This is a genomic window from Bacillus sp. SRB_331, assembly GCF_003264175.1.
GTDB classification, from domain to species: Bacteria; Bacillota; Bacilli; order Bacillales; family Bacillaceae_G; genus Bacillus_A; species Bacillus_A mycoides.
Genome location: NZ_NADV01000030.1, coordinates 135504 through 152233 on the forward strand (window position 1 = coordinate 135504; position 16730 = coordinate 152233).

The 16730-nt window shown below is 37.1% G+C and carries 13 protein-coding genes; 10 read left to right on the forward strand and 3 right to left on the reverse strand.

Annotated features, from left to right (window positions below):
* Positions 1-72: 72 nt before the first annotated feature.
* On the forward strand, positions 73-7545 hold the full coding sequence (locus tag B5P42_RS21035) for a DUF7507 domain-containing protein (RefSeq protein WP_113735109.1): 7473 nt from the start codon (positions 73-75) through the stop codon (positions 7543-7545).
* A 47-nt stretch (positions 7546-7592) separates the two neighbouring features.
* On the opposite strand, the gene B5P42_RS21040 is transcribed toward B5P42_RS21035, so the two are convergent.
* Positions 7593-8150 (reverse strand): CatB-related O-acetyltransferase, encoded by a 558-nt coding sequence (locus B5P42_RS21040; protein ID WP_002128459.1) that lies wholly within the window; start codon positions 8148-8150, stop codon positions 7593-7595.
* Positions 8151-8289: 139 nt separating this feature from the next.
* Between B5P42_RS21040 and B5P42_RS21045 the strand changes: the two genes are divergently transcribed.
* The 8 genes from B5P42_RS21045 to B5P42_RS21080 all read left to right on the forward strand — a co-directional run bounded on the left by B5P42_RS21045 (position 8290) and on the right by B5P42_RS21080 (position 13374).
* On the forward strand, positions 8290-8631 hold the full coding sequence (locus B5P42_RS21045) for an ASCH domain-containing protein (protein WP_113735110.1): 342 nt from the start codon (positions 8290-8292) through the stop codon (positions 8629-8631).
* Positions 8628-9023, forward strand: coding sequence for an NUDIX hydrolase (locus B5P42_RS21050; RefSeq protein ID WP_044439968.1), 396 nt, complete (start codon positions 8628-8630; stop codon positions 9021-9023). The genes B5P42_RS21045 and B5P42_RS21050 overlap by 4 nt, the downstream gene beginning before the upstream one ends.
* Before the next feature lie 86 nt (positions 9024-9109).
* Complete coding sequence (locus B5P42_RS21055) at positions 9110-9730, forward strand: acetate uptake transporter (RefSeq protein ID WP_000070943.1); 621 nt, start codon at positions 9110-9112, stop codon at positions 9728-9730.
* 142 nt (positions 9731-9872) lie between these two features.
* Positions 9873-10316 (forward strand): flavodoxin, encoded by a 444-nt coding sequence (locus B5P42_RS21060; RefSeq protein WP_001062757.1) that lies wholly within the window; start codon positions 9873-9875, stop codon positions 10314-10316.
* Between the two features lie 16 nt (positions 10317-10332).
* Positions 10333-11232: a WD40/YVTN/BNR-like repeat-containing protein gene (locus tag B5P42_RS21065; protein WP_002087724.1), complete on the forward strand. Its 900-nt coding sequence runs from the start codon at positions 10333-10335 to the stop codon at positions 11230-11232.
* A 217-nt stretch (positions 11233-11449) separates the two neighbouring features.
* The gene (gene cspB, locus B5P42_RS21070; RefSeq protein ID WP_001179147.1) at positions 11450-11650 is read left to right on the forward strand and encodes a cold shock-like protein CspB; all 201 of its coding nucleotides are present in this window, start codon (positions 11450-11452) and stop codon (positions 11648-11650) included.
* A 189-nt stretch (positions 11651-11839) separates the two neighbouring features.
* On the forward strand, positions 11840-12685 hold the full coding sequence (locus B5P42_RS21075; protein ID WP_113735111.1) for an exonuclease: 846 nt from the start codon (positions 11840-11842) through the stop codon (positions 12683-12685).
* A gap of 341 nt (positions 12686-13026) precedes the next feature.
* A complete protein-coding gene (locus B5P42_RS21080) occupies positions 13027-13374 on the forward strand; it encodes a hypothetical protein (RefSeq protein ID WP_002087722.1) in 348 nt (115 codons plus the stop codon).
* Positions 13375-13686: 312 nt separating this feature from the next.
* Here the strand turns inward: B5P42_RS21080 and B5P42_RS21085 are convergent, their stop codons facing one another.
* Positions 13687-14778, reverse strand: a complete 1092-nt coding sequence (locus B5P42_RS21085; protein ID WP_002014380.1) for a DUF3900 domain-containing protein — start codon at positions 14776-14778, stop codon at positions 13687-13689.
* A 115-nt stretch (positions 14779-14893) separates the two neighbouring features.
* Positions 14894-15220, reverse strand: a complete 327-nt coding sequence (locus tag B5P42_RS21090) for a hypothetical protein (RefSeq protein ID WP_002087720.1) — start codon at positions 15218-15220, stop codon at positions 14894-14896.
* Between the two features lie 445 nt (positions 15221-15665).
* Here B5P42_RS21090 and B5P42_RS21095 point away from each other — a divergent pair, with 445 nt between their 5' ends.
* A complete protein-coding gene (locus B5P42_RS21095; RefSeq protein ID WP_113735112.1) occupies positions 15666-16577 on the forward strand; it encodes a VanW family protein in 912 nt (303 codons plus the stop codon).
* Positions 16578-16730: the final 153 nt, after the last annotated feature.

A 16730-nucleotide genomic window follows, 5' to 3' on the forward strand; every position in this document is an offset into this window, starting at 1 on the left:
CGTACATTATATAGTTTGTCTACATTTTATAGTATAGAGCACTTTTTACTATAAATGAAATGAGATGATTGTGTGCCTTTTATGAATCGTTTTACAACAACAGTAACTGGTGCTGTCACGTTCACTGGGAACACGTTGGGACTAAGTCCTACATCACCTGCACCAAACAATAACTTCGGCACGATTGATATGTTTACAACGATAAATACATCGCTTCAAGTACCTGGATTCCCGGCAGGAACAACGAATGACTGGCCATTAAATTCTTCAAGTGCAATTTTGAACCTTCCAGCAGGGAGTAGTGTTTTATACGCAGAACTAGTATGGGCCGGCACATACCGGACCGATACAGAGGATGTTACAGCATTTTTAAATGATAATATTTCATTTACAACACCAGCAGGAACATTTTCTGTTGCACCAGATCCTGCAACTGCGCAGCAAGGTTCAGTTGGGAACCAGTTTTATTATGTTCGCTCTGCTAATGTAACGAATCTTGTTAATACAGGTGGGGCAGGCACATATACAACAGGTGCCGTGCCAGCTGCAAGAACTTCAGCTGATCCAACAATCAGTCGTTCAGCTGGCTGGACGCTTGAGGTAGTTTATCAAAATGCAAGTTTACCACTTCGGAATTTGTCAGTATATGCAGGTCAAGAAATTATCGATGCTTCATCCCCGCCAGTTGATGCTACTATTTCAGGGTTTGCTACTCCGGCAACAGGAGCTGTTACAGGAAGAGTGCTCGTAACTGCTCAAGAAGGTGATTCTAACATTGTTGGAGATCAGCTTCGCTTTGGACCGAATACAAATGCTACAGTCGCATTATTCGGTCCGAGAAACCCCGCGAATAATTTCTTTCAATCACAAATTTGTAATGATAGTGGCAATCTAGATACGAGCGGCACATTTGGAGATTTGAATCAGCCGTTAGGAATCGCTTTAGCGGTCCGAAGACAAGGGTGGGATATTACGAATGTAGATGCCTCATCTTCTTTAGTAAACAATCAAACGTCAGCAACTGTTCGCTTTGTCACAAATGGAGATGGATACGCTGCAGCTGGTTTTGGTGTTCAAATTGATGCGACAGGTCCAATCATTAATCCTGTTAAATCGGTTAATAGAACAGTTGCAGGGGTAGGGGATACTCTCACCTATACGATTACGGTCCCGAACACAGGAACAGGAAGTGCAGAAAACGTTGTATTACAAGATAGTATTCCGAACGGAACGACATTTGTAGCAGGTAGTGTAACGGTAGGTGGAGTAACACAACCGAGTGCGAATCCAGCGAATGGAATTAATTTAGGTACAATCCCAAATAACACGCAAAGAATTGTTACATTTCAAGTTCGAATAACATCGTTCCCGAACCCAAACCCTATTCCAAATCGTGCAATGGTGTCATACCAATTCCGTCCTTTTGTTGGAAGTCCTCCTATCACAAGTACAGCTTCTTCAAATACAGTACAGACGACGGTAAATCGCGCAAATATAAGTTTGCAAAAATCTGTAGATTTACAGACGGCAACACTTAATGATGTATTAACGTACACAGTTAATGTGACGAATAATGGGAATGTCGTTGCAAATAATGTGATTTTTGTTGATAGTATACCTGCTGGAACAACGTTTGTAACAAATAGTGTTACGGTAAATGGAGTAGCTCGACCAGGAGCGAATCCAGCAAGTAGTATTAATCTTGGAAGTATTAATGCTTCGCAAACGACTGTAGTACGCTTTCAAGTTCGAGTGACATCTAATCCTCTTGTAAATCCAATCCCGAACCGTGCAAGTGCAACGTTTAACTTTATTCCGGTTCCTGGTCAACAACCGGTTTCAGGCCAAGCGACAAGTAATACAGTATTTACTACAATAAATATAGCCGATATAAGAACGAGAAAAACAGTAGATAGAGCTTTTGCGACGGTTAACGACGTTCTTACGTATACCGTTACAATTGAAAATACAGGAAATGTACTGGCGACGAACGTTATTTTTCAAGATCCAACCCCAATTGGAACGACTTTTATACCAAATAGTGTAACTGTTGATGGAGTTTCGCAACCTGGGGCAAATCCAGCGACTGGGTTTACGGTAGCGAATATATCTCCAGGTGGAAGTAGAACGGTGACTTTTCAAGTACGAGTTACATCTACCCCATCAGGAGGCACGATTGCGAATCGCGGTAATGTAGCTGCTAATTTCGTCGTTATTCCGAATCAACCGCCAGTAACGATTAATAGGCAAACGAATACCGTTGTAACACAAGTTAATACAGGTGGTTTAAATGTAATAAAAGAAGTAAATACAGCTCAAGCGGCAGTAGGTGATACTTTAACATACACGATTACCGTCCAAAATACAGGTAACGTTCCGTTAACAAATGTATTTTTCCAAGACACTACTTCTTCAGCGGTTTCTTTCGTTGCAAACTCTGTAACAATTAATGGAACACCACAAAGTGGACTAAATCCAAATTCAGGATTTTCTCTTCCGAATATCCCTGCGGCTCAGACAGTTGCAGTTACATTTGAAGTATTAATTGAGCAGGATCCGCCAAATGAAGATATTTTAAATCAAGCAAATGTAACAGCAAGTTTTCAAGTGAATCCGAGCGAACCACCAGTAACAATTAATGTTCCTAGTAACATTGTTAACACAACTGTACAATCGGGGGATTTTGAAGTTGTGAAATCAGTCAATACGGATGTTGCAACGGTAGGGGATGTTTTAGTATATACAATCGAAATCATAAATGCAGGTAGTGTACCAGCGACAAATGTATTTTTCCAAGATTCAATTCCGCAAGGGACATTATTTATTGAAAACAGTGTATTAGTTAATGGTGTTTTACAAGAAGGAGCAGATCCAGAACTTGGATTTCCACTAAATAATTTGCCTACTGGCGCAAGTGTAATTGTTTCGTTTGAAGTATTAATTGATGAAATTCCCCAAGGAAATAATGTCGTAAATAATGCGAATGTAACTGGAGATTTCCTTGTAAATCCAACAGAGCCACCAATTACTGTAACAGTACCAAGTAATACTGTTATGACAGTTGTGAATTCTTCAGGGCTAAATGTAATGAAGAGCGTAAGTGCTAGTGAAGCCGGTGTAGGAGATACGTTAACGTATACAGTTCGTATACAAAATAGTGGAACAGTAGCAGCGACAAATGTATCATTCCTTGATCCGATTCCATCTGGAACAACGTTTGTTGCGAATAGTGTAACAATAAACGGGATATCTCAACCTGGTTTAGATCCGACAACTGGATTTCCGCTTGCTAATATTCCAGTAGGAGGGATGGTAACTGTCACTTTCCAAGTGTTAATCACAAGTGTGCCAGCGAACAGGGTACTTCCGAATAATGCGAATGTCACTGCTGATTTCCAAGTAAGTCCTTTGCAGCCACCAATTACAATTGTAACGATTAGTAATATTGTTGTGACGCGAGTGAATGTAGGATCACTTAATGTAATGAAGAGTGTAAATACACCACAAGCAGGTATAGGAGATACGTTAACGTATACGATTCTTATTCAAAATACAGGAACTGTTCCTGCAACAAATATCATTTTTCAAGATCCAATCCCAACTGGAGCTACATTTGTAGCGAATAGTGTAACGATAAATGGAGTTGTTCAGCAAGGCGCGAATCCTATGACAGGTTTTCCAGTACCAAATATTCCAGTCGGGCAAACCGCTACAATTACGTTTCAAGTTACAGTGACGAGTGTTCCAAGTGGAGGGAATATAAGAAATCAATCGAATGTTACTGCCAGTTTCCTTATAAATCCGGCAGGACCTCCTATAACGACTGTTACGAATAGTAATTTTGTAGTGACACAGGTAAATACGGCACAGTTAAATATACAAAAATCTTCATCTGTACAACAAGCAGCACTTGGAGAGACTTACACGTATTCTGTTGTCATTCGAAATAATGGCACAGTACTAGCGACGAATGTTTCTTTCATTGATCCGATTGCAACAGAAACAACATTTGTCGCAAATAGTGTAGCGATAAATGGAACGCCTCAACCTGGCTTTGACCCAAATGTTGGTTTCCCGCTCCCTAATATCGCAGCTGGAACATCATTGACAGTAACGTTCCAAGTTACGGTAGTTGCACCGTCTACACGTGGAGCAGTATTAAACACAGCAGCTGCTACAGCCACTTTTTTATTAAATCCTTTACAACCGCCTGTAACAACGACAAATTCAAGTAATACGACAGTAGTTACAATACCGTTACCTCCTCCTGGTGAAGTAACAGCAACAAAAACAGTTGACGTTGCAACTGGAGCGGTTGGGGATGTATTAACGTATACCGTGCTAATTTCAAACGTAGGAATTATACCTGTTACAGATGTGTTCTTCCAAGATGTCATACCAGAAGGAACGACATTTGTAGAAGATAGTGTAACGATAGGTGGGGTGCAGCAACTTGGTTTAAATCCAGAAATAGGATTTACAGTTACCCCATTATTAATTAATGGTGGAAGTATTGAGGTAACGTTCCAAGTGACGATTACAGAAATTCCAGATAATGAAGTCATATTAAATGATGCAGACGTTACATTTACTTCACAACCAAATCCTCAGGAACCACCGATTACGGAAACGATATTAACGAATTTAGTCGTTACGACAATTAATATAGCTTCGATTTTTCCATTAAAATTAGTAGATAAAGAAGTAGCCACTGTAGGAGAAATTTTAACGTATGATGTATTAATCTTTAATTTCGGCACAGTGGCAGCGACCAATGTTGAATTTATCGATACTACTTCCGCCGGTGTAGCATTTGTACCGGGAAGTGTGAGCATAAACGGGGTGCCGGCACCAGGATTAGATCCGTTCATAGGCTTTACAGTTCCAGATATACCTGTAGATGATTTTGTACTTGTCACATACCAAGAGATGGTAACGAGCATACCTCAAGGTGGAACAGTAGTTAACTTTGTGGATGTTACGGCTACATTTGCTGTAAGTGAAACAGAGCCGCCTATAACTGAAACAACGACAAGTAACACGACATTAACGAAAATAAATGAATCTGGTTTGAATGTTTTAAAATCAGTAAGTCAGCCGGTTGTTGCAGTAGGGGATACAATCACATATACAACAGTAGTTCAAAATACGGGAACGGTGACAGCGACGAATGTTCAATATAGTGATGTATTACCTTCCTCTATAACATTCATACCGAACAGTGTAACGATAGACGGTGTGTTACAACCTGGATTCAATCCTAATAATGGATTCTCGCTTCCAGATATAAATCCAGGGGAAAGTGTAGAAGTCACATTCCAAGTAAAAGTTGTCAGTGTTCCATCAAATGGAACGATTGCCAATACGGCAAATGTGACTGGAAGCTTTATATTAGTACCAGGAGAACCACCAGTTATAGTAAACCAACCAAGCAATACAACACTCACAACTGTAAATAGAGGACGATTTAATGTTATAAAACAGGTGAACAGGGCTGCGACTCTCGTTGGCGATGTATTAACGTATACAGTGCAAATAACGAATACGGGAACAGTAACAGCTAACAATGTTCAGTTTATTGATACGATTTCAGCAGGAGCGTCACTTGTCCCAAATAGTGTAACGGTAAATGGAACTCCGCAACCTGGTTTGAATCCGATTACTGGGTTTGGAATTGGCGATATACTTGTTGGCAATACGACTATAGTGACGTTCCAAGCGACAGTGACAAATATTCCATCTTCAGGAACGATAACGAATGTTGCAAATATAACAGGAAGTTTTACTTTAGTACCAGGAGAACCACCAGTTGTAGTAACAGAGCCGAGTAATACGACAATAACAAGGGTAAATAGAGGGCGATTCAATGTTATAAAAACTGTCAACAAACAGGCGACACGATTAGGAGATACGTTAACGTATAGTGTGCAAGTTACAAATACAGGAACGGTAACAGCGACAAATGTGCAATTTATTGACGTTCCATCACCTAGTTTAGAATTCGTTCCAGGGAGTGTACAGATAAATGGGATTCCGCAAGTAGGTTTAGATCCTTTTGTAGGCTTTTCATTACCGGATCTCCCAGTAGGAGCTAGTGTACTCATAACGTTTGAAGTAACTGTAATCTCAATCCCGCCTTCTAATAGCATTATGAATTCGGCGAGTGTAACGGGTAGTTTTGAACTTATTCCAGGAGAACCACCGTTTACAATTACGAGTTCGAGTAATACGACAGTAACTCCAGTAAATAGAGGTAGTTTAGATATGCTAAAAGAAGTAGATCATCCAATTGTTGGAGTAGGAGAAACGGTAACGTATACTGTTCGTATATTAAATACTGGTACGGCTGATGCGATGAATGTTCAATTTATAGACGTGTTATCTCAGGAAGCTGATTTTGTCCCAAATAGTGTAACGATAAATGGAATACCACAGCCGGGGTTAAATCCACAGATTGGATTTACGATACCAGATATCCCAGTCGGTGAAACGGCGATTGTAACATATGAAGCTACAATTACAAGTTTTCCTGATGGTAGTACGGTAGTGAACGTTGCTGGAGCGTTAGCTGAGTATATTTTAGTACCAGGAGAGCCGCCAGTTACAGTAATGGACACGAGTAATACTGTGATTGTAACGGTAAATACTGCAATTTTATTTGTTGCAAAAGGAGCAAACTTTGAAGTAGCGATGGTAGGAGATGTTGTCACTTACGGAATTGCTGTTATAAATGATAGTACAGTTCCTGTGACGAATATTGCTTTAACGGATATCATTGATCCGAATACGTTATTTATAAATGGCACGGTAACAGTAAATGATGTACCTTTTCCATTTGCTAATCCGAATACTGGTATTCCGTTAGGTGATTTTCAACCAAATGATGCAGCAATTATTAATTTCCAAGTTGTAATAACAGGAGGGCAAATAAATAACTTAGTTACAAATACAGCGACAGCGAGTGGGTTTGCAACTGTGAATCCAAATGAACCGCCTGTAGTAGTTGAAGGCGATAGCAATACAGTTGTTATCCCGTTTATTCCTCAGAATGTTTCAACGACTGTTGTAAAAGTGGCAGATCATCAAACAGCAACAATTGGAGATGTTATTACGTTTACGACAGTTATTACAAATACGGGAGATACAGCGATACAAAATATTCGTTTTCAAGATATGTTAGATAGTAGTGTTCAATTTGTTCCTGGAAGTGTAACTGTTGATAATACGCGAGTGCCAAATGTAAGCCCAGTATCAGGGTTTCTTATAGGAAGTTTAAATCCAGGTGAAGCAAGGACAGTTTCGTTCCAAGTAACAGTTCAGAGTGCACCAAGTGGTTCAGGAAATTATATTAATCAAGCGAGTATTCGCTTCGAACATCAAGTAGGCACAGTATTGCCACCTGTTACACAAATAATAGATAGTAACATAGTTGTCATTCCATTCGTTCCAACGATAGAACAAATTTGTGAAACAAACTTTAATTGTTTAGACAAAATTCCATTTCACTGTTCTCCGTGTAATCAGTTGCGAATAAATAAAAAATAAACACAAAAAGAGCATCCTGAAAGAATAGGATGCTCTTTTTGTTTAGATCAAGTAGCTTCTTCTTCGGGAGAAGTGAAAAATTCGTTGACTTTGTTGGAGAGTAGAAATGGAATAGCTCCTTTTATAACGGAAATGTCCCAGTCCCACCATGCAAGGTTTTCTAGTTTTTCAATGATTTCTTGCGGGAAACGATATCGAACTAGTTTGGCAGGATTACCAGCGACGATTGCATATGGAGGTACGTCTTTTGTAACAACACTCTTGGCCCCGATAATGGCCCCGTTACCAATTGTAACACCAGATAAAATGCAGGATTGATAACCAATCCATACATCATTGCCGACTACGATATCACCTTTTGAAGAAGGATGACCAGTAATGTGTGCTCCTTCTTCGAAGAGGACATTAAATGGATAAGTTGTTATCCAATCAGCACGATGTTCACCGCCAAGTACGAAAACGACTTCTTCTCCTAATGAACAAAACTTACCTATTTTTAATTTTGTTTCATCATTCCAAGAAAAAATAATAGGGCCTACTTTACTGTAAGTATAATCACCGATATCATATTTATTATATTCAGGTTTTTGATTTAAATATAACATACCAATTTTAGCATCCTCTCTAAAGAAAGTAATGGATATGGAACATTATATGCAAGGTGAAGTAAGGCGAACTATGTTGTATGAAATGGTAATGTGCAAAAATGTTAGTAGGCAAGATGAATAAAAGGGAGTGAAATGTATGAGATACGGAATGGGATTATATAATAAACCTTTTCAGTCGATTCAATTAGGAAAAAAAGTATATGAAGTACGCTTATACGATAAAAAACGTCAACTTATAAAACAAGACGATGAAATTGTATTTACGAACCTTACGACAGCAGAAACGATGGCTGTAAAAGTAACGGAGATAAAACGATACGAAAGCTTTAAAGCAATGTACGAACAAATTGATAAAAAATTATTTGATTGTGAAGAACTTAGTGTAAAAGAAATGTTAGAAAGTACATACGGAATATATACGAAAGAACAAGAAAAAGAATGGGGAACAGTTGCGATTGGTGTTGAGGTAATAAAGTGAGAAGAAATCGCGGTGCAGCTATAATTATACAAGGTGGTAAAATCGCTCTTATAAAACGTGTTCGAGAAGGTGAGATGTATTTTGTTTTTCCAGGCGGGGGAATTGAAGAAGGAGAAACGCCTGAAGAAGCAACGAAGCGAGAGGTTTATGAAGAATTAGGGGTACATATACAAGTGGAGCATCTGATTACAAAGGTGGAGTATAAAGGTACGGAGTATTATTATAATGCCCATATTATAGGTGGAGTTTTCGGAAGTGGTAAAGGCGAGGAGTTCGAGCTGAAAGATAGAGGGAGTTATATTCCTTTATGGATGCCGGTAAATGAGTTGCCAAATTTAAATGTAAAACCTTATGATGTGGCCAAATGTGTATTTGATTATTATGGAATATAAGGTCTGACAACATACAAAAAAAACCATTGACATAGCCTTCTGATTTAAGTATTGTATTCGAGTATGTTTATAATCAGGAGGTTTATATGAGCAATCAAACTACTACACATCATGTGAAAATGACAACAGCAGATCCATCTGGAATCGGTCTATTTGGATTAGCGATGGTAACACTTGTAGCATCATCTCAAAAGTTAGGCTTAACAGATGGCGTTTCACTTGTATTACCATGGGCAATCTTTTTAGGAGGATTTGCACAAATCTTTGCATGCATTCACGATGCAAAGCATAACAATACGTTCGGTACAACAGCATTTGGTGCGTACGGCCTATTTTGGTTAGGTGTTGGAATGACTTGGTTAATTCAACTTGGAGTATTTGGCGAAAAATTAGCCCAAACTGCAGATTCAAAACAGCTCGGTGTAGCCTTTATCGGATACTTGATTTTCACGATCTTTATGACAATTGGTGCAATGGAAACACATAAAGTATTATTTATGATTTTCGTCCTTATTGATTTCTTATTTATCGGTCTTTCATTAAGTACTTTAGGTGTTATGCCGCACGCAATGCATAATTTAGCAGCGTATTCTGAACTATGTATTTCATTATTATCTTTCTATGGTTCAGCAGCAGCTGTGTTAAATACACACTTCGGAAAAGTTGTATTACCAGTTGGAAAACCCTTTGGTATTTTTAAAAAGTAATAAAAAAGAACAGATGATTGTATAGTCATCTGTTCTTTTTTTTATGGAATAAAATAAAATAGCAAAAAATATAATTGAAATTGATTCTCATTATTAATATAATGATAATGAGAATCATTTATTGTAAGAGGGGGATGCCAAAGTGGCGAAAATTTTAATAGCGTATGCAAGTATGTCAGGGAATACAGAGAGTATTGCTGATTTAATTAAAGTAAGTTTAGATGCCTTTGATCATGAAGTAGTATTACAAGAGATGGAAGGTATGGATGCTGAAGAATTATTAGCTTATGATGGAATCATTTTAGGATCTTATACGTGGGGTGATGGTGAATTACCATTTGAAGCGGAAGATTTCCATGATGAGTTAGAAAATATAGATTTGACGGGTAAAAAAGTGGCTGTTTTTGGATCAGGTGATACGGCGTATGAACTGTTTTGTGAAGCGGTAACGATATTTGAAGAACGTCTTGTAAAATGCGGGGCAGAACTTGTACAAGAAGGATTGAAAATTGAATTAGCTCCAGAAGATAAAGAAGACGTTGAAAAATGCAGTGATTTTGCAATTGCTTTTGCCGAGAAGTTCTAGGAACGGGAGTGTCAACGTGGAAACAATGTTAAGTGCAACTGCTATTACAAAGTTAAGAGATGGAAAGCTTTTGTTAGCTACTACATATAATGGTTTATTCATTGAAAAAGATGGAGAATGGAAACAGGCTTTAACTGGTTTCCAAAAACGAATTCGAGATTTACATAGTGAAGGTAACGTAGTTTACGGAGTAGGAGACGAAGGAGTTTTTATTCGTAGTATGAATGGTGGAGAAACGTGGACGATCCAGCGCTTTCCAACGAAAGCAACGAGCTGGAATGTATGTAGTAATGAGAATGGAACAGTAATTGCTCATGGAGATAAAACACTGTATCATTCTAATAATTTTGGTTCCACATGGGAGACTATTCAGCCATTTCTTAATTACGGTAGTGAGGCACCATCTATTCGATCATTATTTTTATATAAACATTACTTATTTATCGGTACGAAAATACATACTAAATATGGTGGTGTTTGGCTTTTTGATTTAGAGACACGTAAATTAAAAAGGATTAAAATAGCGATGAATCAGATGATTTCTGCGTTGACTATACATAATTCCTATTTAGTAGCGGCAAGTGGATCGTGCAAGGGGATTAGCGGAAATATTTCTTTTTGCAGAATAAATGAGAGTATCGAAAGTGATAAAATAGGTTGGCATACATGTCAAAGTGAACAAAAAGCGAGTAGTTATTTAGATTTAAGTGTGGATCAACATGTGTTATATACAACGTCAACGCAAAATAAGGCGGGAATTAGCACTGTTTGCCGTGTGCTTCTTGAAGAAGGAATTGTTACAGTATGTGATTCGGTTAAAGGGCATGGTTGGCGCATTGTTAATGAAAAAGAAGGCTATGTTGTAGCTGGATCAGGTGAATTAAAAACGATGCAGTGGAAAAAAAAAGCTGTATAACTTTAAAAAACTTTACTTTTATTATATTGGTATGATATAGTTACTTTAAACCATTTTACTTTTAATAATATAGAGATTTAAATGAGCTGTAACTTCCGAGGAGGATAGCAATGTTAAATCTCCTCTGGGGTTGCAGTTTTTTAATATATGATGTATTATTGTAAAGTGGTTGAAAATGAATATGTACATATAGGTACATTGTAGGAGGATTTTTTAAATGCAAAACGGTAAAGTAAAATGGTTTAACGCAGAAAAAGGTTTCGGTTTCATCGAGGTTGAAGGCGGAGAAGACGTATTCGTTCATTTCTCAGCTATCCAAGGCGACGGCTTCAAATCTTTAGAAGAAGGTCAAGAAGTTACTTTCGAAGTAGAACAAGGTAACCGTGGACCTCAAGCTACAAACGTAAACAAGAAGTAATTATGAAAAAAAGAAGGGCTTGCCCTTCTTTTTTTTTGCGTTTTTATTGAATATCCTCCTATGTACATGTAATAATAAGACTGAATTTTTGATTTTTATGCGAAGTTTTTCATGCATAAAGTGCATTAATATATAAATACTGAAAATAAAGTATGTGTGTGAAAAGGAATTTAGAAAGAGGTAAATAAATTGAAAAACGCTACACACTTCATTGTGTTTGATATTGAAAGGAATTTTAGGCCGTATAAATCAGAAGATCCGTCAGAAATAGTTGATATTGGAGCTGTAAAAATAGATGTGAGTACAATGAAGGTTATTGGAGAATTTTCAGAGTTAGTAAAACCAAGTGCCCCATTAACTCGTCATACAACAAAATTAACTGGAATTACAAAGAAAGATTTAATAGGTGTAGGGAATTTCCCTCAAATTATAGAGAAATTTATTCAGTTCATCGGAGAAGATTCTATATTTGTTTCATGGGGAAAAGAAGATTACCGTTTTCTATCTCAAGATTGTACATTATACGGTGTAGAATGCCCATGTATGGAAAAAGAGAGCAGATTTGATGTGCAAAAATTTGTTTTTCAGGCGTATGAAGAATTATTTGAGCATACACCAAGTTTACAATTTGCAGTGGATCAGCTCGGCTTAACGTGGGAAGGGAAGCAGCACCGGGCTTTAGCAGATGCTGAGAATACAGCAAATATCTTTCTGAAAGTATATGGCGAGAGAGATATTAACAAGCGATACAAGAGACATGGTGAGCTTGAACTTGTAAAGAACGGAAAACTAACAGAAAAAGCGAAAAAAAGGATGCGGAAATGGGTGTTTAAAGAACTGAGAAAAAATACAGAGCGTCCTTTTGTATGGAGTGAATTCGAAAGTAGTGACACGTGGGAAAGTATAACGGAAAGGTATTATATAAGTGATAATGCAGTAGAACTTCTGAAGAAACACTTTCCTACGGCGGTGAGAAAAGCGGAGCGGCAGCTTAGGTATTTGGCTGTGATGGAGAAAGTAGTAGAAGAAAGTTAGTAATAAAATTTATTTTATTCATATGTACAACTAGACTTCAGGATTAAGTTGCTGAAGTTTAGTTGGAAAATTCACGGCTTGTCCTGTATTGTTAATGGAATATTTTGTTGTTTTTAGTACGGATATACATAGAAAAGAGTGTAGTTTAATGGAAGCAATCTTTAACATTTTAACCGTTTTAGTTTTTTTGATAATATTTACCACACTATTTGCACTAATTACACTTCCTTTCATAGCAAAGAAGAAGAATTGGAAAAATCTTAATATATCTTTAGCTCGTGGTGTATTAAAGATTAAAATCGAAGAGTAAGGTAAGAGTCTTATACAAGGGAGGTGTGATAGTGATAGACTTGGAAATCAAAGATGTCACCGTACAGATGGAATTAAATGGTGTCTTTTGGAATGAGGATGGAATTGCTGAAATGATGGTGACTACAAAAGCGGAGCATTCTCTTATTCTTCGTCTAGTAGTTGACTTAGAAAGTAAAACGATTCGTGCGATGAATGCCGAGATAGTGGGTGGGTTCTGTCCTCTATGTAAACAGAAAAGGAACGAATGTAGTGAACTTAATGACGTGCAAAATAAAATGGATATTTTAGAAGAAGCCTACGATTGGGTGAGAGAGCATCCGGAATATCGTTTTCAATTATCTTTTTACGAGTACAATAAATTTGAGGTAGTAAAGTGAAATTTTCATTTTAACAACATACATAATGACTAAAAGGAAAAACACCAAAAACTTATAGAAGGACTTGGTCAACTAGAAATATTGAAGTAGATGTCTCTCATGGAAATACGCTTGTACAACAAGGAAGGAATCTGCTTGATTCTACAAGAAATGTCATCTTGGAGCAAAAATATTTTTAAAAATAAGCATATTTGTTATAAAGAAGAAAAACCGATTCTTAGTAGAATCAGTTTTTAATATAAATGTCAACTATGTCCCAAATAAAAGAGCGCTTGTTAATAGAGTTCAGTAAAAATAGGTATATGGAAGCATTTATTCGATCCCATTCGGATCATAAGAATACTGCTGTTTATTCTCAATCCGCTCAATTACGTCTTGTAATTCATCCGGCTTCAAAAACTCAATTGGAGAGAAGCCTTTCTCAAACGTAAGTGTATCAGCCTCAATCATTAATACATATCGGTCGTTTACCTTTGCAATATGTATTAGGTCTCCGAAATCAGCAAGCAAAGCCTTCACAGAGATATGATCTGCTTTTAGCTTTAATTCCACTTCAGGGGCGTGCTCGACGATTTGAGCGGTAGCTTCCATTACTTCTTCTGTTGAAAATTGTTCCATAATTTCGCGTTTCGGACTGGCAGCCCATACTTCCATCGCTTGGTCGAACTGTTCACGTTCTTCAGTACCTTCTTCAAATACATCTTCAATTTGGTCGTATACCATGTCCATTACTTGTGTTTTCATAATTTCAGGCATAGAGCGTTCGTATTCGACGAATTTTAAGAAGTCTTCAAAGTAGCGGGCGTGTGATGCTTGGTGTATTTTTAGTTCGCCAGGCTCCACCATACCTTCTTCAGGCATGTATGGGTACTGGATAGATTTCATATTCTTTGTTGTGATGGCCATTTCAACGTTACGAATAAGTGTTGATTCATCAGAAATGGAAGCAACCTTTGGTTCGAAGTCACATTTCATTACGAATACGAATGGATCATCAAAGTATTTGCGTAGTTTTGCTTGAGCGATTAAAAACACTCCACCACGTACAGCGCTTGTGTCAAGGTATGTATAAACGAGAGGTTCGCTCATATCTTTGAAGTTTTCTTTTGTTTCTGCAAAGCGAATACGATTAAATAAGTTGTAATGAGGGTTTGAATCGAGTTCATGCCCTTCTTCTACAATAAAGCGACCGATCTTCGTTGGGGCTTGTTCTGTTTTTGCGTGACGTTCTACTTTTCGCTTTGAAATTTTTAATAATTCACCATTCAAAAATTCTTTTAAAGAGCTATCTTCATACTCTTCAGCGTCTAATGTTTGAAAATGTTTATAGCGCTTATCAACTGCTTCACCTTTTCCTTCTACTTGTACTACATAAAAAGAAAGAAAATTTATTTCAAAATCCATATTTATCACCTTGTTTCATTTCATTAACTCTTATCAGTATAGAGATGGAAAAAACTTTCGTCAATTTATATAAGGAAGGGGGAGCCCCTTCCTTATATATTTGTTATTTTCGAAATTAAAATCCGTCTTCTAATGCTGAAAATGGAATATTTAGCCTATTTTCTACTGTACGTAAACGCTGATTTAAGCGGTTTAATCTACGCGTATGACGCTCAACTGTGTTTTCTAGTTGACGTACTCTTTGCTCAAGCTCATTTACTCGTCTTTCTAATTGACGGTTTCCAGTACCAGGGAAAGAGATTGGAAGTTGAAATTGTCGATTTTGATCATATGGATTAACTTGTTCTGTTTGATCTATATATTGTTGGTATTGTGCCTGTAAATCATACTGAGGTTGGTAACCATATTGGTTATATGGATCATAAGGATTGTAGGGATACATAAAAACTCCTCCGTTTCTTAAAGGTGGGTTGAATTCATCATAATGTATGTGCAAAAGCGGAGTAGTGGCACGGCAAATACCTATATGTGCTGAAATGAGGGGTGATTTTTCACTTTAATTTAACAATGACCAGATATGAGAGCTCAGCATTATGGTTTCTGAAGTATGTAGGTGCATAAAGAGCTGAAATAAAAATTTTTTACATTTGTATTTCATTTATTGAATGGTATATACTGGATAGAAATAGGTTACATAAAAGTTACAATCTTATCAAACTCAAAAATTTATATAAATATGTATAGACATTTACAAAAGAAAAGAGTAATTTAAATAGAGTAAAAAACTTGTAACATTTTCTAAACATATTGTAAAATGATTGTAACAAAACACACATAAAAATGAAATAATACATAAGAAATGATGTTGGGGAAAAGGAGAGAGTATATTGTTCCGAAAAATAAAGGGTATATTAGTAGGGGTACTATGCGTAGCTGTAGTAAGTGGTTGTGGAACAAAAGTAAGTGATGTGGCATTAGTAAGTGATTTTGGTGGGAACGTTGTAGAGGCTAAGGCTGATGTACAGGATTCAATTAGCTTAGTGGATGGGCGTACTGGTACTGAAGTGAAAAAAATAGACTTATCGAGTTTAGGTTATTTTGAAGATGAGGCGAAATTCAAAAAATCGGTAACGAAGGTTGCTAGTGAAGTTGGGAAAAGCGTAGATAAAAAGATGGTTCCATCACGTTTAGCACCAGATGGAACGTGGCAAGAGGGAAAACCTTCGTATGAATTAATGGAAAAAGAGTTAGTAGACAAATTATTAAATGTAGGTATGTGGGATTCTACTTATCAGTTACCAATTGTGGAGAAAAAACCTGTCGCAACATTAGGTGATGCGCAAGGCAGTGGTACTGTAATTGGTAGATATGAAACGAATTTAGGTGGTTCAACAGGTGGTCGAATTGAAAATATTCGTTTATCTGCTCAGAGCGTAAGTGGAGTTGTTTTAGCGAAAGGAGACCGTTTCTCTTTTAATGCACTAATTGGAGATACAACACCAGATAAAGGGTACCAATTAGGAAAAGAAATTGTAGATGGTAAATTAGTAGATGGTTATGGTGGTGGCGTTTGTCAAACATCATCTACTTTATTCAATGCAGCAGATCAAGCTGGTTTGAAAATGGTAGAGAGAACTACACATTCTAAAACAGTAGGTTATGTCCCTCAGGGAAGAGATGCTACAATTGCTTATCCATATTTAGACTTAGTATTTGAAAATACGAATGATGCTCCTGTTAAGCTTTATATGGGCATTCAAGGCGGAAAGTTAGTTGCTGAAGTACATAAGATGAAATAAATATGTAGTTAAAGGATAATAAAGTAAAATATTTATAGTTTCTATAATTGAAGCCATCTCTTCTGGATTTCAGAGGAGATGGCTTTTGTGTACAGTTTATTAAGAATAGTAAATTGATGTATTACTAGTATGTTCGAAAAAGGGTTGAGTTTA